20 protein-coding genes and 1 pseudogene are annotated in these 22,232 nt (G+C 70.5%); 11 read left to right on the forward strand and 10 right to left on the reverse strand.

Annotated features, from left to right (window positions below):
- Positions 1-207: 207 nt before the first annotated feature.
- A complete protein-coding gene (thiC, locus tag ACZ34W_RS04365) occupies positions 208-2,019 on the forward strand; it encodes a phosphomethylpyrimidine synthase ThiC (RefSeq protein ID WP_359805813.1) in 1,812 nt (603 codons plus the stop codon).
- Between the two features lie 146 nt (positions 2,020-2,165).
- On the opposite strand, the gene ACZ34W_RS04370 is transcribed toward thiC, so the two are convergent.
- Together ACZ34W_RS04370 and ACZ34W_RS04375 are read right to left on the reverse strand one after the other, a co-directional pair.
- Entirely contained in the window at positions 2,166-2,504 is a 339-nt protein-coding gene (locus ACZ34W_RS04370) for a hypothetical protein (RefSeq protein WP_465601641.1), read from the reverse strand.
- Between the two features lie 286 nt (positions 2,505-2,790).
- Positions 2,791-3,618 carry a hypothetical protein gene (locus ACZ34W_RS04375; RefSeq protein WP_465601644.1) on the reverse strand — a complete coding sequence of 276 codons (828 nt, stop codon included), beginning with the start codon at positions 3,616-3,618 and terminating at the stop codon, positions 2,791-2,793.
- A 162-nt stretch (positions 3,619-3,780) separates the two neighbouring features.
- Here ACZ34W_RS04375 and ACZ34W_RS04380 point away from each other — a divergent pair, with 162 nt between their 5' ends.
- Positions 3,781-3,924 (forward strand): thiamine biosynthesis protein ThiC, encoded by a 144-nt coding sequence (locus tag ACZ34W_RS04380; RefSeq protein WP_465601890.1) that lies wholly within the window; start codon positions 3,781-3,783, stop codon positions 3,922-3,924.
- 135 nt (positions 3,925-4,059) lie between these two features.
- On the opposite strand, the gene ACZ34W_RS04385 is transcribed toward ACZ34W_RS04380, so the two are convergent.
- Complete coding sequence (locus tag ACZ34W_RS04385) at positions 4,060-5,184, reverse strand: DUF4062 domain-containing protein (RefSeq protein WP_465601647.1); 1,125 nt, start codon at positions 5,182-5,184, stop codon at positions 4,060-4,062.
- 89 nt (positions 5,185-5,273) lie between these two features.
- On the opposite strand from ACZ34W_RS04385, the gene ACZ34W_RS04390 reads away from it, so the two are divergent.
- Positions 5,274-5,726 (forward strand): hypothetical protein, encoded by a 453-nt coding sequence (locus ACZ34W_RS04390; RefSeq protein WP_465601650.1) that lies wholly within the window; start codon positions 5,274-5,276, stop codon positions 5,724-5,726.
- Positions 5,727-5,970: 244 nt separating this feature from the next.
- Here ACZ34W_RS04390 and ACZ34W_RS04395 read toward each other — a convergent pair whose 3' ends face one another.
- Both ACZ34W_RS04395 and ACZ34W_RS04400 read right to left on the reverse strand, forming a co-directional pair.
- Positions 5,971-6,477: an NUDIX domain-containing protein gene (locus ACZ34W_RS04395; protein WP_465601653.1), complete on the reverse strand. Its 507-nt coding sequence runs from the start codon at positions 6,475-6,477 to the stop codon at positions 5,971-5,973.
- Between the two features lie 30 nt (positions 6,478-6,507).
- On the reverse strand, positions 6,508-7,863 hold the full coding sequence (locus tag ACZ34W_RS04400) for a tetratricopeptide repeat protein (RefSeq protein ID WP_465601656.1): 1,356 nt from the start codon (positions 7,861-7,863) through the stop codon (positions 6,508-6,510).
- Positions 7,864-8,061: 198 nt separating this feature from the next.
- On the opposite strand from ACZ34W_RS04400, the gene ACZ34W_RS04405 reads away from it, so the two are divergent.
- The 4 genes from ACZ34W_RS04405 (at position 8,062) to ACZ34W_RS04420 (ending at position 11,340) form a co-directional block, all read left to right on the forward strand.
- A complete protein-coding gene (locus ACZ34W_RS04405; protein WP_465601659.1) occupies positions 8,062-8,520 on the forward strand; it encodes an ATP-binding protein in 459 nt (152 codons plus the stop codon).
- 337 nt (positions 8,521-8,857) lie between these two features.
- Complete coding sequence (locus ACZ34W_RS04410; protein WP_465601662.1) at positions 8,858-9,022, forward strand: hypothetical protein; 165 nt, start codon at positions 8,858-8,860, stop codon at positions 9,020-9,022.
- A gap of 122 nt (positions 9,023-9,144) precedes the next feature.
- Positions 9,145-10,071, forward strand: coding sequence for a hypothetical protein (locus tag ACZ34W_RS04415; protein WP_465601664.1), 927 nt, complete (start codon positions 9,145-9,147; stop codon positions 10,069-10,071).
- Positions 10,072-10,107: 36 nt separating this feature from the next.
- Positions 10,108-11,340, forward strand: a complete 1,233-nt coding sequence (locus ACZ34W_RS04420; RefSeq protein WP_465601667.1) for a tetratricopeptide repeat protein — start codon at positions 10,108-10,110, stop codon at positions 11,338-11,340.
- A gap of 443 nt (positions 11,341-11,783) precedes the next feature.
- Here ACZ34W_RS04420 and ACZ34W_RS04425 read toward each other — a convergent pair whose 3' ends face one another.
- Positions 11,784-13,562: an ice-binding family protein gene (locus tag ACZ34W_RS04425; RefSeq protein WP_465601670.1), complete on the reverse strand. Its 1,779-nt coding sequence runs from the start codon at positions 13,560-13,562 to the stop codon at positions 11,784-11,786.
- A 536-nt stretch (positions 13,563-14,098) separates the two neighbouring features.
- Here ACZ34W_RS04425 and ACZ34W_RS04430 point away from each other — a divergent pair.
- Positions 14,099-14,518, forward strand: coding sequence for a hypothetical protein (locus ACZ34W_RS04430; protein ID WP_396486109.1), 420 nt, complete (start codon positions 14,099-14,101; stop codon positions 14,516-14,518).
- 86 nt (positions 14,519-14,604) lie between these two features.
- Here ACZ34W_RS04430 and ACZ34W_RS04435 read toward each other — a convergent pair whose 3' ends face one another.
- Positions 14,605-15,027, reverse strand: coding sequence for a CBS domain-containing protein (locus tag ACZ34W_RS04435; RefSeq protein ID WP_465601673.1), 423 nt, complete (start codon positions 15,025-15,027; stop codon positions 14,605-14,607).
- A 49-nt stretch (positions 15,028-15,076) separates the two neighbouring features.
- Here ACZ34W_RS04435 and ACZ34W_RS04440 point away from each other — a divergent pair.
- A pseudogene (locus ACZ34W_RS04440) lies at positions 15,077-15,452 on the forward strand (phosphomethylpyrimidine synthase ThiC); the annotation flags it as partial.
- Positions 15,453-15,631: 179 nt separating this feature from the next.
- The gene (locus ACZ34W_RS04445) at positions 15,632-18,010 is read left to right on the forward strand and encodes a PKD domain-containing protein (protein WP_465601676.1); all 2,379 of its coding nucleotides are present in this window, start codon (positions 15,632-15,634) and stop codon (positions 18,008-18,010) included.
- Positions 18,011-18,125: 115 nt separating this feature from the next.
- On the opposite strand, the gene ACZ34W_RS04450 is transcribed toward ACZ34W_RS04445, so the two are convergent.
- Complete coding sequence (locus tag ACZ34W_RS04450; RefSeq protein ID WP_329488872.1) at positions 18,126-18,518, reverse strand: VOC family protein; 393 nt, start codon at positions 18,516-18,518, stop codon at positions 18,126-18,128.
- A gap of 123 nt (positions 18,519-18,641) precedes the next feature.
- Here ACZ34W_RS04450 and ACZ34W_RS04455 point away from each other — a divergent pair, with 123 nt between their 5' ends.
- Positions 18,642-19,619, forward strand: a complete 978-nt coding sequence (locus tag ACZ34W_RS04455; RefSeq protein ID WP_465601679.1) for a LysR family transcriptional regulator — start codon at positions 18,642-18,644, stop codon at positions 19,617-19,619.
- Between the two features lie 69 nt (positions 19,620-19,688).
- On the opposite strand, the gene ACZ34W_RS04460 is transcribed toward ACZ34W_RS04455, so the two are convergent.
- Positions 19,689-20,615: a hypothetical protein gene (locus ACZ34W_RS04460; RefSeq protein ID WP_465601682.1), complete on the reverse strand. Its 927-nt coding sequence runs from the start codon at positions 20,613-20,615 to the stop codon at positions 19,689-19,691.
- Positions 20,616-20,829: 214 nt separating this feature from the next.
- Entirely contained in the window at positions 20,830-22,035 is a 1,206-nt protein-coding gene (locus ACZ34W_RS04465) for a metallophosphoesterase (protein WP_329488875.1), read from the reverse strand.
- Positions 22,036-22,232 lie beyond the last annotated feature (197 nt).

Here is a 22,232-nt window from a genome sequence, read left to right on the forward strand (position 1 = left end):
ATCGCCGCCCGGGGACCCCCTCTGGACCAGCGGCGATCCGCTCGCTACGGTGTTGGACGTCATGCGCAGGCAACACCGCCTGCGGACACGGGAGCTCGGAGCACCGGGCTGAGAGGGCGCTGACCGGAACGTCGCTGGACGTGCCGACCGCTGCGTCGACCGCAGGAACCTGACCGGGTAATGCCGGCGTAGGGAGTAGAGGGTCTGATGACCACGTTCGACGCACAGCCGCAGTCTGCCCGGAACCAGGCCGCCGGAAGCGCGGCCACCGGCTACCCGACCCCGGCCTGGCGCAAGGCCTACCGCCAGGGGTCCCGCCCCGACCTGCGGGTCCCGTACCGCGAGGTCGTCCTGACCAACGGCCGGACCGTCCCGCTCTACGACACCTCCGGCTCGTACACCGACCCCGCCTACGAGGCCGACGTGCGGCGCGGCCTGCCGCCGCTGCGGGACGCCTGGATCCGCCAGCGCGGCGACGTCGAGGAGTACGACGGCCGCGAGGCCCGCCCGGAGGACGACGGGATCAAGCACACCTCGCCGCGCGGCGGGAACCTGCGCAACCTGGACGCCGTCTTCCCCGGCCGCCCGCGCCGCCCGCTGCGCGGCCGGTCCGGCGCCTCCGTCACCCAGCTCGCCTACGCCCGGCGCGGCGTGGTGACGCCGGAGATGGAGTTCGTGGCCCTGCGCGAGGGCCTGGACCCGGAGTACGTCCGCGCCGAGGTGGCGCGCGGCCGCGCCGTCATCCCGGTCAACGTGAACCACCCCGAGGTGGAGCCGTCGATCATCGGCACGAACTTCCTGGTGAAGATCAACGCCAACATCGGCAACTCCGCCGTCACCTCCTCGATCGAGGAGGAGGTGGAGAAGATGACCTGGGCCACCCGCTGGGGCGCCGACACCGTCATGGACCTCTCCACCGGCCGCAACATCCACACCACCCGGGAGTGGATCCTGCGCAACTCCCCCGTCCCGATCGGCACGGTGCCGCTCTACCAGGCGCTGGAGAAGGTCGACGGCCGGGCCGAGGAGCTCAGCTGGGACGTCTACCGGGACACCATCGTCGAGCAGTGCGAGCAAGGCGTCGACTACATGACCGTGCACGCCGGCGTGCTGCTGCGGTACGTGCCGCTGACGGCCCGTCGCAAGACCGGCATCGTCTCGCGCGGCGGCTCGATCATGGCGGCCTGGTGCCTGGCCCACCACCGGGAGAACTTCCTCTACACCAACTTCGAGGAGCTCTGCGAGATCCTCGCGAGCTACGACGTCACCTTCTCGCTCGGTGACGGCCTGCGCCCCGGCTCGATCGCCGACGCCAACGACGAGGCGCAGTTCGCCGAGCTGCAGACGCTGGGCGAGCTGGGCCGGATCGCCCGGGAGCGAGACGTCCAGGTGATGATCGAGGGGCCGGGCCACGTCCCGATGAACAAGATCAAGGAGAACATGGATCTCCAGAAGGAGATCTGCGACGAGGCGCCGTTCTACACCCTCGGCCCGCTGACCACGGACGTCGCCCCCGGCTACGACCACATCACCTCGGGCATCGGCGCCGCGATGATCGCCTGGTGGGGCACCGCGATGCTCTGCTACGTCACCCCCAAGGAGCACCTGGGCCTGCCCAACCGGGACGACGTGAAGACCGGCGTCATCACCTACAAGATCGCCGCCCACGCCGCCGACCTGGCCAAGGGCCACCCCGGCGCCCAGGCCTGGGACGACGCCCTCTCCGACGCCCGCTTCGAGTTCCGCTGGGAGGACCAGTTCAACCTGGCCCTCGACCCGGAGACGGCCCGCGAGTTCCACGACGAGACCCTCCCCGCCGAGCCCGCCAAGACGGCCCACTTCTGCTCGATGTGCGGCCCGAAGTTCTGCTCGATGAAGATCAGTAAAAGCATCAATGAGAAGTTCGGCGCCGGCGCGGCCTCGCCGGAGTACGACGAGGCCGCGGTCGAGGGCATGAAGGCGATGTCCGAGGAGTTCAAGGCCCAGGGCAACAAGGTCTACCTGCCGATGGCGGACTGACCACACACCACCGCGCTCGGTGGGGCCAGGAGCTCCGTTCGGCTTCTGGCCCCACCGAGTTACGGCATCCGTCCCCCGAGACGGGTAAGGACTCCCAGGACGCCCTACCCGGCGACGGCTCGCCAGGGATCGGGACAGTCCTGACCTCAGCCGCCGTAGAGGTTGTACCCAGCCATCTCATGCTTCCTGTCCGTCATCTCTCGGATGCCTGTATCGGCGGCGTCGAGTAGCCCGGCAATGCCCACCATCACGTTGTGGAAGTGACGGATGTGGATGCGGGTAACGCCGTCGAGCGTGGCATCACCACTGTTGCGGACCGGGTAGCGGAAGTGAGGTGACCCCCGCGGTGTGGACACACCTGACAATGGATCTTGTTGGTCCAGGAAGGTGAAGATCTGCATGGCGAGGCCATCGAAGTACAGTGCGGAGTTCCGGTCGGACGCGGTGGCGTTGTGGTGGGCCTCGGCGGGACGGCGGACGTTCAAGGACGTCGCGGCCCCTGTGTCCGCACTCCGGGGGACACCTCAGTGGGGCATGAGCCCCTTCGGTGGCAGCACCACCGCACCTGTCTGGCAGAAGGTGGACCCGAGGATGTTCCTGCGGTCTCCGTGCCACTCCGGTGCAGGCGGCGTTCCGAGTCGCCTTCGCGCTGCCCGCAGTGGACGCGGTGGCCGTCAGCACCGACGACGCCGAGCACCTGCGGGAACTGCTCGGCGGCCTGGGCCAGGAGATCGACACCGAGGTCGTCCAGGCCTACCGGCAGCTTCTGTGTCAGTCCCCCTGAAGTTCCTTCACCGCTTGCTCCGCCAGCGCGCGAGCACCATCGCGGCGCGGGTCCTCGGAATGCCCGTACGACCCGAGGATCTTCGCCGCGACGAACAACGCCATCAACTTGCCGTCCCGGCTCGCGAAGTCGGCGCTCCGCTCGGCGCGGACGCGATCGGCCAGCTCCGGTACGGCGAGCGACGCCGCCCACAGTGTGGCCGCGTCCAGGCCGCGCGGGGCCATCCCCCAGTCCTCCCAGTCGAAGACGCAGAACTCCGGCGCCGTCACGTTCGCCCAGTTCAGATCCGCATGCGCCGGACACCACTCGATCACCGTCGCATCGACAACTGGGAACACTTGATGGATCGTCCGGGTCACCAGCTCCTGCGTGATGGTCTCCGTGTCGGGGGTGGCGATCCGGTTCGTCCGCTGCCGAGCGAGTGCATCGAGAGACGCGTTCAGCTGTGCCCACCACCCGGGAGGTAGCTCGGGTTCGTCCGCCACGACTGCGGGCCCCGCCGGTTCGGCTGGTAGAAGCCTGGTTTCGTCGGCTCGCCACATCACCGGCTCGGCCTCGTCCCGCCATGCGAGGCCGGCTAGCCACGCGGGTTTCGCGATGCCGTCCAGTGCCTCGGCCGCGGGCGTGCCGTCCCCGCCCTGCACGCCGATCCGCTCCAACCCGCGCCGCTCGATCCGCACCCACGTGCCGCGCCCGGTGCGAGCGCCTACGGATCGACGCTTGCGGACAACCGTCGCACGATCGAGCTGGGTCCCCAACGCGGTCTCGACCCGCTCCAGTACCTCGTCAACCGGCACCTGGCGCAGATCTGTCATGGGGCAACGGTAGCTATTCCGGGCCAAGTTGGAGGCACTTCGCTGGTCGTGCCGCATCCGATTTGCTCTCGTGGCAAGGGTTTTCGGCAAGCGGTGACCCCTTGGTGCCAAGAACTTCAGGCAGTAGATCAGCCCATACTGCCTTTGTTCAAGTTCTGCTCGATGAAGATCAGCAAAAGTGTCATGGGCACGTACGGCGACGACATGGCCGTGACCAGCGACGATGAGGCCGAAGCCGGCATGAAGGCCAAGTCCGCGGAGTTCGCGGCCAACGGCAACCGGGTCTACCTTCCGCTCGCCGACTGACGACCTGCGACATTGTGGCGCCGAGCCGGGAGGCAGGAGGGGGCTTCCCGGCTCGGCGCCTAACCAGTCGATCGGCGCATGCCGGCTGCCGGGTCGCGGATAGAACCGATGCGGTGGAGAGCGGCCGAGCCGGGCTTATCTGGCAGAGGGATGTTGCGAGATCAGCTCTCGCGCGAGAAAGCTGGCGACCTCCAGAGCCCCAGTTCCGAGAGCGGCCAGCGTAACGGACTCATCGGGTTCGGTGCGCAGTTGGAGTGTCCGACCGAAACCAGCCATTTGGGCAGACTGACGGGGCTGATGCGGGTTGAACGTATCGACGCTCGTCTGGCCAGCGTTTGACACACCTGCCGCCACCACGATGCGGTCCTGTTGGATGATGTTCAGCGCGCCCGTGAACCTCAGCAACTCGGCAACCTGCTGAGGCAAGGCAGCAGCGTCCAAGATCGAGCCGAGGGTATCGCCCGGCAACGTGGCTCTGATGGACACCTGGCCTGTCTTGTTCAGCCAGATGCCTACGAGTCCCCCCGGCCGGGATGTGTTCCACGATCGGGGTCGGCTGGAGGGGATCTCGACGGCCGCGTATCCCTGGGCCTTGGATGGGCTCAATGCCACGTCGTTCCTGACCATCCCGGTGGCACGGATTCGGTCGACGAGCGATGTACCCAGCTGTTCCAGTTCCCGTGCAGAGTGGCCGTCGAAGTCCAGGGGCAGGGTGTGTACCTCCAGCAAGGGCGCTCGCACGCCGGCCCACGCGGGAGCGGTGGTGTCATCGAGGAACCAGTGCAGGTCGGGTGACTGGGTCAGCTTGGAGAATCCAAGCGGAGACGAGACTGACTCCAACTCCCGGATCTTCTGGACGACTTTGGTCGTCAGCTCGATGGTGGTGTCGAAGGAGTCGCGGAAGACGCCGGTTGCGTAGGCTTCGACGGCCCGTATGAAGCCGTGCTGGGCTGGCTCGAACGTCACGCCTTGCTTCCGATAGACGATTCGGGTCATGCCCGCCTTTTGTGCTGCCACCCACTCGTCATGAGTTGCAGACTGGCCTGTCTCGGGGAAGATGTGGCCGTAGTTCGGACCTAGCAGGAAGAGACAAACATCTGCGGTCTCCAGTGCCCTCAGACATGCCTCCCGGCTAGGCGTGCTCTGTGCGGAGAAGTCCTCAAACCGCACAGGCGTGTGCCCCAAGGCGAGGATCAGCCCGCTGAGGGCGTCACGCTCTTCCTCCAGGCCCTTGCGAGCACTGCTGATGAAGATCTTCATGCTTCCGCGTCTCCCCTGCCGAGGGTTCACCTTCAAGGCGAACCAGAGAACTGGTGTTCAGGGTGCACCGATGTTAAGGAGGGAGCCTCATGGCCGAGGTCTCTGAAGATGCGATACGGGCCTACTGGAAGGAACAACGAGAGCAACTGCGGCAGTGCGAGACTCAGCGCTCCACACTGACAAACCTCCTGCTTGTCATCACCGCGGCTCTAAGCGCTCTGATCGTTCAGCAGCGATTCACGCTGTACGTCATGCCCCTGTGCCTCTTCGTTGCACTGACCGGAGTTTACGGGGCAGTGGCGGTGTCCAAGTACTACGAGCGGGCCTCGTACCACCTCTCCCAGGCCCGGGTGTTGACCAAGGATCTTGCACAGCGAGGCGTGCTGGGGTTAGACGAACTGCTCGTGAAGGCCCGCGAGGAGCACTACCGTGAGTTCCCCCGGCTTCATCGCGTGCGGCTTCACCGGCTGTGGGTGATTCTGCACCTTGCCATCGTGATCTATGGGTTGTCTCTGCTTACGGTGTGTGTGGTCGTCGCCTGATGTCACGCCGGTTCATCTGCGGGGCCGTGCGACGCCCGGCTTGAAGACCCGCTACACCGTGCGTGGGTGACATTCGGTTGGCGGGACCGGCGAGGAGCCCGGGGCAGTGCCGAACCGGGAGCAGGACGAAGCATCCCGGCTCGGCGATGCCGCTAGTGGCTGGTAGTCAACGGTGGGCTGGAGCTGGGTCAACTCGGACCCGTCGGTGCTCCCAGCCCTCGTGCCGACTCGATGTCGGCTGCCTCTACGCTCCGCCACGCCAGGAGTCGAGTGAAACGCTTGGCCCGTTCTGGAGATAGCTGGCAAGCGCCGTGCCGGTGGTAGACACGAACTCCTGCGGGATAGCGTCGGTGCTGACCCATGAGACCTCCGAGTGCTTCTCAGGCTCCCCGTTGCTGAGCTTGCCCGACCACTGGTGCGCGGCGAACACCACCGTCAGGAAGCCGTTGGGGGCCTCGACGCCCCGGGCGCCGTGGATGACGTGCACCAGCCGCAGGTCCTCCGGCGCGACCACGAGGCCGGTTTCCTCGTTGAGCTCGCGCACGGCGGTCTGGGTGATGGGTTCGCCGGGCTCGCTCTTGCCGACGGGCAGGTCCCACATGCCTTGGGCGAACTTGGCCTTGGGGCCGCGTCGCAGGAGAGCCACCCGCTGCGTCTCGCGGTCATGGACGATTACGGCGGCAACCAGCAGTGTCATCGACTCCGTGGCGGGCTTGAGCGCGGTGGACTGGTCGGCGGTTGTCTGGGCCACGTACTTCGGTCCCTTCCGGCGGTGCGGCAGTTAGGTCAGTGCCTCGCGTGCGCGGCGTTCCAGGTCAATGGCCCCTGGGACTCCGCGTCTACGGTAGATCGCTAACTGAGGGCGAATCGACCCGATCGCCTTTCTGGTGCGGTCCGAGGTCATGCCCTCCATGAGGTCGAGAGCGCGTCCCCAGGTAGACACTGCTTCATCGGCTCGGGCTTGTGCTGCGAGGCTGTCCCCCAGGTCGGCGTAAGTGAGCGCGTGGACCCGCTTGTACTTCTCGGCGTCCCAGCGGATCAGTGCGGCGCGGTGCTGCTGTTCGGTGCCCGTGTGGTCTTCCAGGTCCGTGAGGGTCCGGGCGGTGTGGCTGGCAACAGTGCCGGCGGCTGGCCCGCTGACGAGTGAGAAGGTCGGCTGAGGGTCGCCAGGCCGGGTGAGAGCATCCTCTGCCGCGAGTAGTGCTCGGGCAGCAGCCGGCTTGTCGCGGGTGGCAGCGAAGGCCCTTGCGTGGGTGGTGTGGAGAAGCGCCTCGGTCTGCCCATCCACGCGGCCAAGGCTGCGGGCCAGGGCATTTTCGATCAGTGCTGCACAATGCTGCGGCTGTTTGAGGCTGAGTGCTTGGTGGGCAAGTGCGCGCATCATCCAGCCCGCGTGACCGTGCGGGTCAGCCTCGACGGCGAGTTGGTAGCCGACGCGGTAGTAGTGCTGGGCGGCGCCTTCTCGGCCCAGGTCGTGGTTCTTCCATCCAGCCAGGTAGGCAAGCTCGGCCACGGCGCCGAAGGCCTGCCTTCGGGTGTTCTCGTCCGGGAAGCGGCCGTGGAGCATGGGGGCTGCCGTATCAGCGAGGTAGGCCGTCACGGTGGTCAGGCCGTGCCCTCCGCCCAGCCGCTCGTCCGCCACGCTGAACACTGCCGTGACCTGCCGGACCACCTCGATCTCTTCGACACCGACCCGCGCGGTGGTGGTGCGGGCTCGCATTAGGCGAGAGATCGGCTCGGGGTCGTAGATGAGGGGCATGGCGACCCCAGCGGTGGTGAACGCCGCGATGGCAAGGAAGTTGTGGCGCTCGACGTCTGCGCGACCCAGGATCCCAGCCGCTTCGATCGGATCGGCGCTGCTGGCCAAGGACTCCTCGGGCGCGGCGAACCCGATCTCGGCCAGCGTGATTCGGCGTCCGGCCCGCCTGGAGAGTGCTTCTGCGATGTACTGGCCGACTTGGCCCTCTGGCTGCTGCCTGCCGCTGACCCAATGAGCCACGGCGGACTTGTTGGTCCGGAGGACTTCGCCGTTCTCTGCACCGATCCGCTTCACCGCGTTGGCGAGCGCCTCGTAGGTCCAACCGGTGGTTGAAATCGCCTCTCTCAGGCGGCTGTTGGGCTCTTTGAGCGGATCCAAGATCAAACCCCCGACTGGCGCTGTAAACCGCGTAAACCACTCTACGTGCAGGCAGGCATACCGATCGTAGTGATCTGCGGGTTCACTGAACGAGGGAACCCCGACTGCCTGGGCCGCCGAGTGCGGCTGGTTCGGCGCGGTCGTACATGCCGGTTGACGGCCGCCCATTCCTGACTCGCTCGTAGACTGGAGGCCCGCATGTCCGTAAGCGTCATCTCAACGCCGGCCGGCACCTCGGGCGCCGTACCCGTCGAGGTCCCGGCAGTACGGCCTGACGATCTCGGCTGCCTGATGGAACTACCGTGCGTCCCTCAATCCGCTGGGGTGACACCCGAGTTGGATCGCATCGCTCTGGCCGCCTGGTCGCTCACCGAGTTGGACGATATGGCCGCGCTGCTGGTGACCGAGCTGGGGGCGAACGCGGCCAAGCACACGGGCTGCACGAAGATCGCCATTTCCGTAACACAGCAGCGGGAGTCCGTGCAGGCTGGGGTCCGGGACTCCTCCGGCGAAGTGCCGTGCCGCACGGTCCCTGCACCCGAGGCGCAGTCCGGGTACGGCCGGGGGCTGCTAGACGCCTTGTCCTCTCGGTGGGGAATGACCTGGGCGCCATTCGGGAAATGGGTCTGGTTCGAGTTGCGGACGGTGAAGCTGTGACTGCCGAATTCAGCACGGCGCGGGGCTGTCGCCGAGGCGAGCACCGTGATCGGGTCGGAGCGGTACTGGCCGGCCTCTGGGCAGTCGGGCACGTGATCACCGTGCACCTCCTCGGCGTCTCCGCTGCACACCAGTTGGACCCTGATCACCTCGGCTCGGCGCAGACTGCCCAATTCACTCCAGACCGCGAACCGTCGATCTGACCATCCCGCGCCCCCAGGGCGCTCACGAACTCCCAGTCCTTCGGAAGGACGCTTCCGGCGGGCTGGGCTGCACCACCCTGCACGACTGCCCGCCCATCTCCGGGTGGGCAGAGCGAACTCGATGGGAGAAGCACATGAGCAGCGACACCAAGCGGGCCCCGGAGGTCTCCGCCCTGACGCGGCGGCTGGACCACTCCGTCCCGGACGGCGACTTCGCGCCGGCAGTCACCGGGCTGACCCGGGCCCTGGACCACATGGTCCCGGACGGCGACTTCGCGCCCGTGGGAACCGAGAGCTGATCTCGGGTCTGAAGTGACGCCGTCTGGTTGACGGCATGGCGGGTCGGCTCGGCGTGAGCAGCCGAGTCGGCCCGCCCCCTCCCGCTCCACCCTCTGCAGTTTCCGTCCAAGGAGAGTCCACCGTGTCGACCACGATTGCCGACCGCGTTCCGTCCGGTTCCTTCTTCGATCTCACCCGCAGCGACCCGGAGTTGGCCCAGCTCCGGGAGGCGGGAGCCGAGTGGGCTCTCCCATTTGCACTGATGGGCCGCATCCTGCGGTCGGGCACGCCCTACGCGGAGCACGCCCGCACCCTGTGCAGCGAGTCCTTGACGGTGGCCGGCGTGACCTTCGACTGGTTCGACGCCGAGCTGCCCCGCGAGATCGCCGACGACGTGAACCTGGCGAACTACCGGATCGTGGAACACACCGACGAGCGGCGCGCGGCGCTGACGGCCGCGCTGGACCGCCTGTCACTGGTCCATCCCGAGGGCTTCGACCGGATGCGCGAGTTCGTTCGCGGCATGCTGTGGGTCGGCCTCAAGCCCGGTGTCCGCGCCTCCTCGCTGACCAGTTCCAGTGACCCGGCGCTCCCGTACGTCATCGTGTTCACCGACAAGGCCCGGCACCATATCCCGCCGAACACCGTCACCACGGAGCCGTCCCCCTTCTTCCTCGCGGAGAACCTGCTGCACGAGGGAACGCACCAGTCGATCGCCCTGCACATCCACCAACACCAGGTCTTCGCCGACGGGTACTCGTCCGAGACCTCCCCCAAGATCGAAATCGCGTGGCGAGCCGGACAGGGTGTCGCGCGCAACCAGGCGTGGGAGATCGATCGCGCCTTCCACGCGATCTGCGTCTACAACCAGTTGTTGCGGTTCCGCCGCACCGAGCTTGACCGCGACGACCTGACCGCCAACGAGCGCGCGTGCTTCCAGAGCGCCTACGACGGGGGGCTGCCGGCCGCCCGCTACCTCATGCGCGAACTCGAACTCCTGGGTGAGCACTTCACCCCGCACGGGGTGGACCTACTGACCGGCCTGCGCCAGCAGATCGACCAGCTGTAGTGCCAGGCTGACCGCAACCGAACGAGGGAAGGCTCAGTGCTCCAGCACCTCATCACGCAAGACGAAGACCTGCGGATGGTCCCCACCGACCGGGCCGAGCTGACCGCCGCGGTGGCCCGGCTCCGGGAGGAGTTGTCCACCGGGCCCGATCCCGACCGAACCCGCGTCCTGACCCGGTGGATCGGCATCGCCCAGATGAGCCTGGGGGACTACGGCGAGGCCCACACGTTCCTTCGCCGGTCACTCGAACTGGCCATCGCCAGCGGGAACGTCCGGGCCGTCGTCGCCACGGAACTCAACTTCGGCGACGCCCACCGCTACGCCGGTGACGTCGAGACTGCGGAGACGTTCTACCGCAGCGCCCTGGACACCGCGCGGGGCAGGTGCCCGGAACTGCTCGACTTCGCGCTCCAGCACTTCGGCAAGCATCTCATGGAGCACGGCGACCTCGCCGGTGCCCGTGCGCACCTGCAAGAGGCGCTGCGGCTGCGGATCGCCAAGGGGAGCACCGACTTGGTCGAGTCCACGCAAGCCGCGCTCAACCGGGTCGACGCACTGATCGGCAGCACCCCCGTGTCAGCGCCGGTCGTCGCGGCACCCGAGGAGTGGAGCCGTCGGTGGACGGCTTGGCTCCAGGCCCGCACCACCGTGGGCGACCCGACCCGGTGGCACGACGACCTCGACGTCGTCCGGGACGGGGTGCGGAGCCTCGCCGTGCACCAGCGGGTGCAGCCCCGCCACCTGTGGGACCAGCCGTTCCCCACCGGTCTGATCACCGCCATGGCGGCGGAAGCCGAGAAGGCCCTCACCGCCGACGGCTACCGGCACAACGGCAAGCGCAACGCTGCCGTCGGCGACGCCGCGAACCACTTCGCCGCCCAGGTCGACCTTGCCGCGCTCGTGGCCCGCTCCACCGGTCTGGACGTCGATCAGCCGCACACCGGCGTCTACATCGGCTACACGGAAGGGCAGTCCCTCGACTTCCACGTGGACGAGGCCGGGTTCGGCGAGGCCAATTTGATCATCTGCCTCAAGCGCACCCGCCCCACCGAAGCGGACAAGGCCAGCACCACCGTCTTCATCAGCGCCGCCGGCTACCTCGAATGCGACCTTGGAGTGGGCACCGCTGTCGTCTTCGACGGAGCGCTCACGCCGCACGGCCGGACGCCCCTCAGCACAGGGGAGGGCATCACCCTCATCAGCCTCGGCTTTCGCGCGCGGGACCAGGCCACGCGCGCCCTCACGGACCTTCCCCCGGTTCCGGCGTAACCGCACCTGGTCAACCGCCACTCAACGGGCGGCGGGCATGCCCCTGACCGCCCTCGTACCCCCGCTGGCATCCCCCTCTGGCGGGCTCGACCGTCGCCCCGCAGCCTCCCCAGGCGCCTGCGGGGCGGGGGCCTTTCGCCTCCGGCGAGACGCCGTGTGCGCCGGTACGGAGCCTGCGCGGGATCTACGGGGGACCATTCCGGCCGGGCTCCCCGCAGCTGCCGAGAGTAGGAGTTCGCGGAGCAGGGCAACCGGGTCTACCTGCCGATCGCGGACTGACTCTCCACCGACTGCACCGGCCCGCGTCCCGTGGGGGGAGTCGCGGGCCGGTGCGCTTTCACGTCGTCGGATGTCGTCGGACGTCCCGGGGGGCCACGATCGGCGCCGGCCGGGTCGTCCGCCGTCGCCGCGAGATCCGCGGGGTTTGCCGGGTTTCGTCGGGGTCAGTGCCGTCGGCGGGCCGCGGCTCGTCCGCTTCGCCTCACCAGGACGACGAGTGCACCGCCCAGGGTGAGGGCGGCCGTCGAGCCGACCAGGAGGCCGATCGATCCACCCGAGCCGGTGGCGGCGAGTGCCGCCCCCGACTCATCCGGGTGCTGCACGGGACCGCCCTGCACGGGAGCGCCCGATGCGTTGCCGCCGTGACCGTTGCCGACCTGCACGGAGCCGCCCGGCACGTTGCCGTGAGGGCCGTGGTCGTTCCCGTGATGACCTTGCTCATGACCACCGTGACCCTGGTCGCCGTGCCCCGGCCCGCCGTGACCGCCGTGGCCGCTTGGAGACTGGGACGGCCCTGCGGGGCCCGCCGGTCCTGCCGGGCCTGTCGGACCTGCGGGTCCTGCCGGTCCTGCGGGGCCGGGAGAACCGGGTGCGCCGGGTGAGCCGTTGGCGCCGGGTGAGCCGTTCGCACCGGGCGAGCCGTTCGCGCCGGGCGAGCCGTTCGCGCCGGGGAGTCCGTTGGCACCGGGCGAGCCGTTCGCGCCGGGCGAGCCGTTCGCGCCGGGGAGTCCGTTGGCACCGGGCGAGCCGTTCGCGCCGGGGAGTCCGTTGGCACCCGGAGCACCAGGTGCACCGGGGGCTCCTGGGGCGCCGTTGGGGCCGGGGGCACCAGGTGCACCCGGGGTGCCGGGTACGCCGGGAGCGCCGTTGGGGCCGGGCGAACCAGGTGCACCGGGGGCTCCTGGGGCGCCGTTGGGGCCGGGGGCACCAGGTGCACCAGGGGCGCCGGGCACGCCGGGAGCGCCGTTGGGGCCGGGGGAACCAGGCGCACCCGGGGCGCCGGGTACGCCGGGAGCGCCGTCGGGGCCGGGCGAACCGGGCGCACCGGGCGAGCCGGCCGGACCGGCGGGTCCGCTCGGACCGGTGGGTCCAGTCGGACCGGTGGGTCCGCTCGGACCAGCAGGACCGCTCGGACCGGCAGGACCGCTCGGGCCAGCAGGACCGCTCGGTCCGGGCGGGCCGACGGTGCAGGCCGCCCTCGTGATGGTGTTGTCGTCCAGCGTGACGGCCCCCGTGCGGGCCAGGGCACGGCCTTCGATCACCGAGGCGTGGTTCACGGTGATGGACGTCATGGCGAGGATGTTGCCCTTGAAGAAGGAGCTGACGTCGATGGTGGCGGAGCTGCCCACCTGCCAGAACACGTTGCAGGGCTGCGCCCCGTTGACCAGGCTGACGACGCTCGACGGCGCCGTGATCAGGGTGGAGGCGATCTGGAAGATGAAGACGGCACTGGGGTCGCCCAGGGCGTCGAGGGTGACGGTCCCGGTGAGGTTGAGCGACGACGTGGCCTTGTAGACGCCGGGCGTCAGCGTCAGTCCGCCGATGTCGCCCGGAGAGGTCAGGCTGGCGGTGGGGGCTCGGCCCGCGGCGTCGTTGTAGGCGATGACCAGGTCGGACTGGGCCTGTGCGGCCTGGGCGTCGTTGACGTGCTGGACGCCGTTCACGATCCCGGGCGGAAAGCCCGTCACGCTGGTGCCCGGGCTGAGGCCCAGGTCTCCGTTGATCACGCTGGGGCCGGTGTTGGTGACGGTTGAGGCGGCCAGGATCGCGTAGCTGGTGTCGGTCCCCAGCGTCACCGGTGCCGTGGCGGCGTGCGCGGGGCTCGCGACCAGACCTGCTGTCGCCAGCAACGTGAATCCGGAGAGCAGGACGAGCGCCCCCGTGAGGCGGGAGCGTCGGCGCCCGCTGTCGGGTGGGGCGGGCGGAATGGCATCGACTGCCATGGGACGGGACCCTTCTTGTCGTTGTTGAGCTCCGTCACCCGGAAAGAGGTGTTTCGGAGCACTGATGGTGAGTTCTGGTCGGCCCACAAGCCCTCGTACGTGCGCCGGGGCGCCACGGGCGTCACCCCGGGAGGGCCACAGAGCGACAGTCCGCCAGGGATGGTGATGCACCGTCACCAACTCAGTACACCGTGCAACAACAACATGAGAAGGAAAGAATAATAAAGATGCAAAAGGGTGAAGCGGTGGCGCCGTCGGGGTATCTTCACCTCTGCCCGGCGCGTCGTTTGTCTACGTACTCAACGCCGCGTACGGAGTCTCGGCCTCAGCTCCGGTCGGCTCCTCCGGATCCGGCTACGCTCACGGAGTCCGACGTCGTTCCCGCATGGGACCGGTGGACCCGAATGCCGTCGTAATCCTCCCCTGAGTGCCTTCCATGCCTTAGCAGTACCGTTTTTCCTCTTGGCCGCGTCCATGGTGGTGAAATGACGTATCGCTCGGGGGATCGAGTCGTTGGCCTGCATATGAACGACCCAATGAATCGGCAGGGCGGGCTGCTCGCGGCGACCGAGGGCGACGCCGGTACCGTGGCCGAACGCTGCCGTCTCGTCGGCGGCCTGCTCCGAGTCACGCTCGGAGAGCTGCGCGAGGAACTCGGATACCGCAGACTCGGCAAGTACGTGCTGGACGAAGTGGCCGAGAGCCTCGCGGCGGAGGGTCTCGGCTGGTTCCCGGCCTGGCGGCTGTCGCCGAGGGAGAACGCCGAACCGCGCAAGGAGCACGAGCTGTGGGTGTTTCTGCGGGACGACGGTCTGCGGTGCCAGGTCATCGACGCGATTCAGGCCCCCGACGGGTTCGACGTCCCCACCGTCCTGAACGGTCTGCTCGCCGACCGCCCCCGGGGCCTCTCCCCGGAGCGCAAACTCGGCCTCATCCGCGAGATCCTCGGGCTCTGAGCGGCCATCGCCCCGGAGGTCGGCGGGGCGGGGGCGGGGGAGTTCGCCCGCCGGGGTGACCGCGCCGCGCCGACCCGTCCGGACGGTCAGGCGACGGGGTGAGGGGCCGTCAGGCCGGCCACGCGGTCGGCGGTGAGGATGCCGAGGAGGTAGCCGTCGTCGTCGACGACCGGCCAGATCGCGAGGGACTTGATCCTCATCGCCAGCGCCGCCAGGCCGAGGGCCATCCCGGGCCAGGCGAACGGGCCCCGCTGGTGCGCGGTGTCGCGCAGCGCGGTCCGCTCGGCGTACCAGGAGCGGGTCAGGAACGAATCGAGACCGGCCCGCGTCACCAGCCCCTCGCAGCGGCCGTTGTGGTCGCGGACCAGCAGGTAGGCGACGTGGGCACCGCGGAAGATCTCGTTGGCCCGGTCGACGGTGATGTCGTCGGCGATCTGGTACTCGTAGGGCTCCATCGCGTCCGACACCGTGAGGCCGTGGCTCGCGGACTGTGCGTACTGGGTGGTCATGACGTCGACCCGACCCGCCTCCGGGCGGTTCTGCGCCGCCCGGTGCTGTCCTGCACCCAGAACGAAGCCGGAACGGGACCGGATGCGGAATGCCCTGGATGAAGCCCAGGCTACTCCGGTCGGGCCCGGCCCGGCGGGGTCCGGAGCAGTCTCGGGAAACGGTCCAGGACGCCTCGCACACGCGGGGCGCGGCCGCGGCGGGGAACCACACGCCGGCGGAGGAGCCACTCAACCCGGGCCTGCGCGACCGGGACGACGTGAAGACCGGCGTCATCACCTACAAGATCGCCGTCCGTGCCGCCGACCTGGCCAAGGGCCACCCCGGCGCCCAGGCCTGGGACGACGCCCTCTCCGACGCCCGCTTCGAGTTCCGCTGGGAGGACCAGTTCAACCTGGCCCTCGACCCGGAGACGGCCCGCGAGTTCCCGCGACCCGAAGGGGGGAGTCGCGGGCCGGTGCGCTTCCACGGCCGATCGACCGCGCCGGGATTGCGGTGCCCGGGCTCGCCGCCGGGGGGTGGAATGCATTTGACAGCAGCATGTTGATCACACGAATGTGTGCTCCGCCGTTCTGGCGCCATCGCGTGAATCATGGGGGAACCACCGTGCGAAGAGCACGTATTCCGGCTGCAGTCGTTCTGGTCCTGTCGGTCACCGGGGCGATCACCTCGGTCGCCACCGCGAGCGCCGACGCCACCGACCTGTACGTGGACAACAAGTCCGCGTCCTGCTCCGACTCCGCGCCCGCCGCGGGGGGCCAGGGCACGCCCTTCTGCACCATCGGCGCCGTGGCGGACGCCGTCCGGCCGGGGCAGACCGTGCACATCGCGGGCGGTGACTACAACGAGCCGATCGCGCTCACCCGCTCCGGGACGCCGACGGCGCCGATCACCTTCGTCGGGACGCCCTACACCGAGGACCCGGCGGGCCGGGGAACGGTCCTCGGGGAGTACGGGGGCCTCAGCAACGTCGTCGCCCTCACCGGCGTCCACGACGTCGTGGTCCGGCACCTCTTCGGGCGCTCCGGTCGGGAGGCCGTCCTGGTCACCGACTCCAGCCGGGTCACCATCGACGACCTGGTCGTCTACAGCTCCGGCTGGGACAGCACGGTCGGCACCGGGTACCCGAGCGCGCGGATCACCGGTGCGAGCAGCGACGTCACCCTGAGCCGCAACGACATCAGCGCCTCGCACGCGGGCGGCGTCCAGGTCGACGCCGGAGTACGGCACGCGGTCCTGACGACCAACTACCTCAGCTCCAACTCGGGCGTCGGGGTGCGGATCACCGACGCTCCGGACGCGGTGGTCACCGGCAACACCGTCCAGGCCTCCTGCGGGCCGCTGGTCGAGCTGGCCGGGGCGTCCACGGGCGCGACGGTCGAGAACAACGTGCTGGACGGGGACGAGAACGGCCACCCGAGCTGGGGCGCCTGCGCGTCCACCGGACACGAGGACCTCTCGGTGTCCGTCGGCTCGACCGCGGGGACCAAGGCGGACTACAACCTCGTCACCACGCTGACGCGGACGCCGTACAGCTGGGCGGGCCGGACGTACGCCACGGTCGCGCAGTTCCAGCAGGCCTCCGGCCAGGGCGCGCACGACCTGTCCGCCTCCCGTGAGGACCTGTCGCGGCCCGACTCCCCCGCCGTCGACTCGGCCGACGCGACCGCACCCGGCACGCTGACCACCGACGGGCGCGGCAGGCCGCGGGCCGACAACCCGGTGGTCGCCAACACCGGGACCGGTGTCGGCTACTACGACCGGGGCGCGGTCGAGGCGCAGGACCCGCTGGCCGTGTCGCTGAGCGTCTCGTCGACCCCGCCGGCCGGGCAGCCGCTGACCGCCGTGATCAACGGCCGGGTCGATTCGCCCTGGTCCCCCGCGACCGCCACGCTGGACTTCGGCGACGGCAGCGCGCCGGCCGGCCCGGTCGCCTTCCCGGCGCGGCACGACTACGCCCCGGGGACCTACACCGCCACGCTGACCGCGACCGACGGCCTGGGCCTGACGAAGACCATGTCCACCCGGGTCACGGTCGCCGCTCCCGGCCCGGTCCGGCCCGCCCTCGCGCTGTCGCCCTACAACACGGGCGGCCAGGAGGTGCTGGCCGACGGCACCGCGACGGTCAGCCCGTGGCCGGTGGCCACCCGGAGCTTCGACTTCGGTGACGGCACCGCGCCGGTGGCGGGGAGCGCCACCACCGCGCGCCACTCCTACGCGAAGCCCGGCACGTACACCGTCACCCACACGGTGACGGACGACCACGGCCGCTCGGCCTCGATCACGTACCCGGTCTCGGTGGCCACTCCGATCGCCGGCCGCTGGACCACCGGGCAGCCCGCCACGGTGGCGTTCTACCGGAACGGCGCGCTGACCCCGCTGACCACCAACGCGCCGACCGGCCAGGGTGAGCGGATCTACCTCGGCCAGGCCGGTGACACTCCGGTCGCGGGCGACTGGGACGGCACCGGGCACGACCAGGCGGGCATCTACCGGCCGGGTTCGAGCACCTTCGGCCTGCGACACCAGGACGGCAGCGTCACCGCCGTGCCGATGGGCGACCCGGGGGACGTCCCGGTGCCGGGCCGCTGGGACGGCAACGGGCACGCGCAGCTGGCCGTCTACCGTCCGAGCACCGGGGCGTTCATCGTGCGGCACGACGACGGCAGCTTCAGCAGCGCCGTCTTCGGCGACGCCGGCGACCTGCCCGTGGTGGGCGACTGGGACGGCGTCGGCCACACCCAGCTGGGGATCTACCGGCCGGCCGAGGGCCTGAAGGGCCTCGGTGTCTTCGCGCTGCGGCACGACGACGGCAGCGTCTCCACCGCCGGCTTCGGCGCGCCCGGCGACCTGCCGATCGTGGGTGACTGGAGTGGCACCGGCCGCACCACCTACGGCGTGTACCGGCCGTCCGAGGCCCGCTTCCTGCTCAGCCGCGCGTACACCGGGCAGTCCGACATCGACTTCGTCCACCCGAACGTGTAACGCGGCACGGCCGGGGCCGCCAGCGGCCCCGGCACCCCCGCCGGATGTCGGCCGAGGGCACGCCGGACCCCTGTACCGGCGTGTCCTCGGCCTGTTCGTGGGCCGGGTCCGGCGCTCAGGAAGCGTCCTCGGGGTACCAGCGGAGTTCGACGGTGTTGCCGTCCGGGTCCTGCACGTAGACCGAGGTGGCGCTGCCGCGGGCGCCGTAGCGGGGGACGGGGCCTTCGAGGACGGTGAACGCGCCGGAGTCGATGACCTCCTGCCAGTCCAGGGGGTCGACGGTGAGGCAGATGTGGTCGACGTTGGACCCGCCGCGCTCGCGGGCGGTCAGGTCGATGATGGTCTCCGGGCTGACCCGCACGGAGGGGAACGAGACCTTGCCGGCCCGCCACTCGTCGACGCGGACGGGGGCCAGACCGAGCAGGCCGGCGTAGAAGTCCAGCGAGCGCTCGACGTCCCGGACGTTGAGGACGAGGTGGTCGAAGGCCTTGACGCGGACGGCGCTCACTGGGGACTCCCGGGGGTGGGGCGGGCGGGGTGACGTGCTTCCATGATCGGACCGCCCCGGGCGGGGGATCAACGCTCGATCGGTCCAGGATCGTTCACCGGAAGTAAACGATGGGAGCCGGCCGTGTGGGAGCGCCACGAGATCGAGGCGCTGCTGACCCTCGCCGAGGAGCTCCACTTCGGGCGGACCGCCGAGCGTCTGGGAGTCAGCACCGGCCGGATCAGCCAGGTGATCGGGAAGCTGGAGCGGCGGATCGGCGCCCGGCTGTTCGAGCGCACCAGCCGGATCGTGCGGCTCACCGCGATCGGGCAGCGGCTGGCCGGGGACCTGGCGCCGCTGGCCGCCGGGATCGAGGAGTCGGTGCGCCGCGCCGTCGAGGCCGGGCGCGGGGTGACCGGGGAGCTGCGGGTCGCCTTCCTGGGCGAGTGGACCGCGCCGGTGCTGCTCAGGGCCGTGCGGCTGTTCACCGAGCGCCACCCGGGCTGCCGGGTGGACGTCCGGGAGGTGCAGCTGTTCAACTCCCGGGCCAGCCTGCTGGACGGCTCCGTCGACCTCCTCATCGCGGCCTTCCCGTTCGACGGGATGGCCCGCGGGCCGGCGCTGATGGAGGAGCGGCGGGTCCTGGCGGTGGCCGCCGGGCATCCGTTGGCCGGGGCGGAGTCGGTCTCGCTCGAAGTCCTCGCCGAGCACCCGGTGGTGCAGTACCCGGCGGTCACCTCGGTCGAGTTCAAGCGGGACCGGACGCCGGAGCGCACCCCGGCGGGCCGGCCGGTGCCCAAGGGGCCGGTCGGCAACACCTTCTCCGAGATGCTCTCGCTGGTGGCGATGGGCCGGGGCGTCCTGCCGGTGGGCGAGCACTCCCGGCGGTACTACCCCCGCCCGGACGTCGCCTACGTGCCGATCCGCGACGCGTCGCCGATCGAGCGCGGGCTGGTCTGGTTGGAGAGCAACACCACCGAGCGGGTCCGCGCGTTCGTCCGCGCCGCGACGGACGCCGGCGCGGGGGCGGAGCCCGGCGCCGATCCGGTTGCGGGGGCCGATCCGGTCGCGGGGGCAGATCCGGGTTGGGTGGCCGATCCGGGTGCGGCCGCGGCGAACTGACGCCGGATGGGCCCGGGCGGCGGCCCACCCGGGCCCACCGGCCCCGGCCCACCCGCCCGTCCCTCGGGGTCAGACCTCGTCCGGCCCCGTGAAGCCCGGCCCGGTGTAGCCGGGGCCGGTGAAGTCCGGGGTGCTGAAGGAGGCCGTGCGCGGCTCCCGGCCCTGCGGGTCGGTGAGCCCCTCGGCACCGGGGCTGGTGAAGCCAGGCCCGCTGTAGCCCGGCCCGCTGTAACCGGGGCTGCTGAAGTCCGGGCGGGCGGTGTCCGGGCGGGCGCCGTCGGGGCGGGCGGTGTCGGGTTCGGCGCCCGGTCCCGGTATGCCCGGCGCCGTCGTGGGGTCGGCGCGCAGGGCGGTGTGCAGGTAGGGCAGCAGTGCCCGCTCGCGCAGCGCGCGCTGCCAGTCGCGCCGGGCGTCGGCGAGCTCGGCGGCGAGGTCCGGGTCGGTGCCGGGGGGCGTCGGGGTGCCGGCGCCGTCCCGCAGGGCGGTGAGGATCAGCCCGACGATGCCCACCGCCATCGCGACCACGCCGGCCGCCAGCGCCAGCCAGCCGGCGGTCAGCAGCGAGCGGGCCAGCCGTAGCTCGGGGTCGGCGGCCCGCAGCGCGTAGCCGATCAGCAGCAGGACGAGTGCGGCGGCCCAGGCCAGGATCGGGGTGAGCACGGTGAGCACCGGGAAGAGCCCGGCGCCGCCGTTGGCGGAGCGCAGCTGGGTGAGCAGGCCGGGCGCGCTGGGCTCGCCGCTCCGGGCGGGCGGTGGTGTCTCCCGCAGGCTGTCGCGGAGCCGGAGGTAGTGCGTGTACTCGGTGGCCGCCGCGGCCGCGACGCCGTCGGCGGCGCGCAGGGCCTTGATGCGCAACTGGTCGGCGGTGAGTGCGCCGGGCGTGCGCAGGGCGGTGAGGACGGTGCCGTCACGCAGTGCTTCGTCGAGGAGGCGCTCGTAGTCAGGGCGGTCCTCGGCGAGCAGGTGCGGGGCGTTGTTCATGGGGACCCCGTTCATGCCAACCCCGTTCGCTCCGTCGCGGTGCACGGAGACGGGTAGGGAGACGGGCCGTCACACGGGCGGCCGGGTGTGGTGTGCCCTCGATGGTAGGGGTGGTCACGGCCGCGCAGACAGTAAGTTTCCGGAATTTCGCGCCCCGGGCCGCGCGTGCGCTACGGCCCGGGCGCCGGGAACGGGTGTTCGCCCCGGGGTCGGTGGGGCGGCCGGGGGGTCAGATCGGCAGCCGTGCGACGAGCAGCCGCCCCTCCATGGTGACCCCGCCGTCCATGGCGACGGCGAGCTCGTCGGCGTAGACGTACGGGCCCGGGATGTGCGGCGGCGCGCCGTCGTCGGCGTGCACCGCGCCGGTCAGGTACGGGATGGGGCTGTGGCCGTGCACGATCCGCGCGCCGCCGTAGGTGTCGAGCAGCTCGTGGGCGGCCGTCGGGCCGCCGTCGCCGCGGAACGCGAAGCGCTTGGTGAACCGGCGGAAGCAGTCCCACCACTCGTCGACGCCCTCGTCCGCGAGCAGGTGGTGGACGGCGTCGTTGACCTCGGCGATGGAGTCGCCGTACTCCAGGTACGCGGTGGTGTCGGAGTGCAGCAGCAGGTGGCCCTCCTCCAGCGCGATGGCGGGCAGCCGGGAGAGCCAGCTGATGTGGTGCGTCTCCAGGCGGTCCAGGTCGTGCTGCTGGCCGCCGTTGAGCCGCCAGGCGGCCAGGAAGGAGGCCGTACCGGCGGTGGACTGGACGGGTTCGTCGCCGTACCGGGCGGCGCCCAGGAAGAGCAGTTCGTGATTGCCCATCAGGGCCCGGCAGTAGCCGCCCGCGGCGGCGGCCTCGGCGGCGAGCTGCATGACCAGGTCGATGACGCCGATGCCGTCGGGGCCGCGGTCGGTGAAGTCACCGAGGAACCAGATCCGCGAGCGCCCGGCGGCCCAGTGGCCCTCGGCGTCGATCAGGCCCTGGTGGCGCAGTTCGGCGAGCAGCTCGTCGAGGTAGCCGTGCACGTCGCCGACCACGTAGAGCGGGCCGGGCGGCTCGTTCGGGGCGGGCGCCGGGTACGGGTGGTAGGGCAGGCCGGGCTCGGGCAGCGGGGGCCCGAGTTCGATGGTCGGCGGGTCGTCGTTCTGGTGCGCGGGCGAGGGCCGGTCCGGCAGGGTCGGCTCGTACCCGCCGTGCTCGGTCTGCGCGGCGTGCGGGTGCCCGACGTCGTGCGGGTGACCGGTGTTCTGCGGGTGTCCGGCGGCCGGCCAGTGCTGTTCGAGGTAGCGGGCGCCGCCGTAGCCGCTGTAGGTCTCCGACTCGTAGGCCGCCTCGGCGTACCCGGTCGGCTCGGGTTCGTAGTAGGTGCCGAAGGGCAGCACGTCGAGGTCCGGCTGGTGGCGGGGGCCTGAGTCGGGGTGTTCAGGCCCGGGGAAGCGGTCCTCGGGTGTCATTCGCCCATCATAGGAAGACCACTCTCCCGGCGTCGTCACCTGGTGGGTATCCAATCCTCCGGAGCGTCAGCCGGGCGGTCCGTCAGGTCCGTTTTGTCCTGGCTAGGTATGGTCTAGACCGCAAGATGATCACCTGCGGCCGTCCGTGGCGATGCGTGCCGGTCCGTGACAGGGCCATGCCGAGCCAGGAGTCCGGG

The organism is Kitasatospora sp. NPDC022856 (genome assembly GCF_055561235.1).

Bases quoted from the DNA above. Each gene is read 5' to 3' on its own strand.
- ACZ34W_RS04375 (WP_465601644.1), bottom strand. From the start codon at position 3,618: ATGACAGATCTGCGCCAGGTGCCGGTTGACGAGGTACTGGAGCGGGTC.
- ACZ34W_RS04385 (WP_465601647.1), bottom strand. From the start codon at position 5,184: ATGAAGATCTTCATCAGCAGTGCTCGCAAGGGCCTGGAGGAAGAGCGT.
- ACZ34W_RS04425 (WP_465601670.1), bottom strand. From the start codon at position 13,562: ATGGCAGTCGATGCCATTCCGCCCGCCCCACCCGACAGCGGGCGCCGA.
- ACZ34W_RS04435 (WP_465601673.1), bottom strand. From the start codon at position 15,027: ATGACCACCCAGTACGCACAGTCCGCGAGCCACGGCCTCACGGTGTCG.
- ACZ34W_RS04410 (WP_465601662.1), top strand. From the start codon at position 8,858: ATGAGCAGCGACACCAAGCGGGCCCCGGAGGTCTCCGCCCTGACGCGG.
- ACZ34W_RS04430 (WP_396486109.1), top strand. From the start codon at position 14,099: ATGAATCGGCAGGGCGGGCTGCTCGCGGCGACCGAGGGCGACGCCGGT.
- ACZ34W_RS04460 (WP_465601682.1), bottom strand. From the start codon at position 20,615: ATGAACGGGGTCCCCATGAACAACGCCCCGCACCTGCTCGCCGAGGAC.
- ACZ34W_RS04390 (WP_465601650.1), top strand. From the start codon at position 5,274: ATGGCCGAGGTCTCTGAAGATGCGATACGGGCCTACTGGAAGGAACAA.
- ACZ34W_RS04465 (WP_329488875.1), bottom strand. From the start codon at position 22,035: ATGACACCCGAGGACCGCTTCCCCGGGCCTGAACACCCCGACTCAGGC.
- ACZ34W_RS04380 (WP_465601890.1), top strand. From the start codon at position 3,781: ATGAAGATCAGCAAAAGTGTCATGGGCACGTACGGCGACGACATGGCC.
- ACZ34W_RS04405 (WP_465601659.1), top strand. From the start codon at position 8,062: ATGTCCGTAAGCGTCATCTCAACGCCGGCCGGCACCTCGGGCGCCGTA.
- thiC (WP_359805813.1), top strand. From the start codon at position 208: ATGACCACGTTCGACGCACAGCCGCAGTCTGCCCGGAACCAGGCCGCC.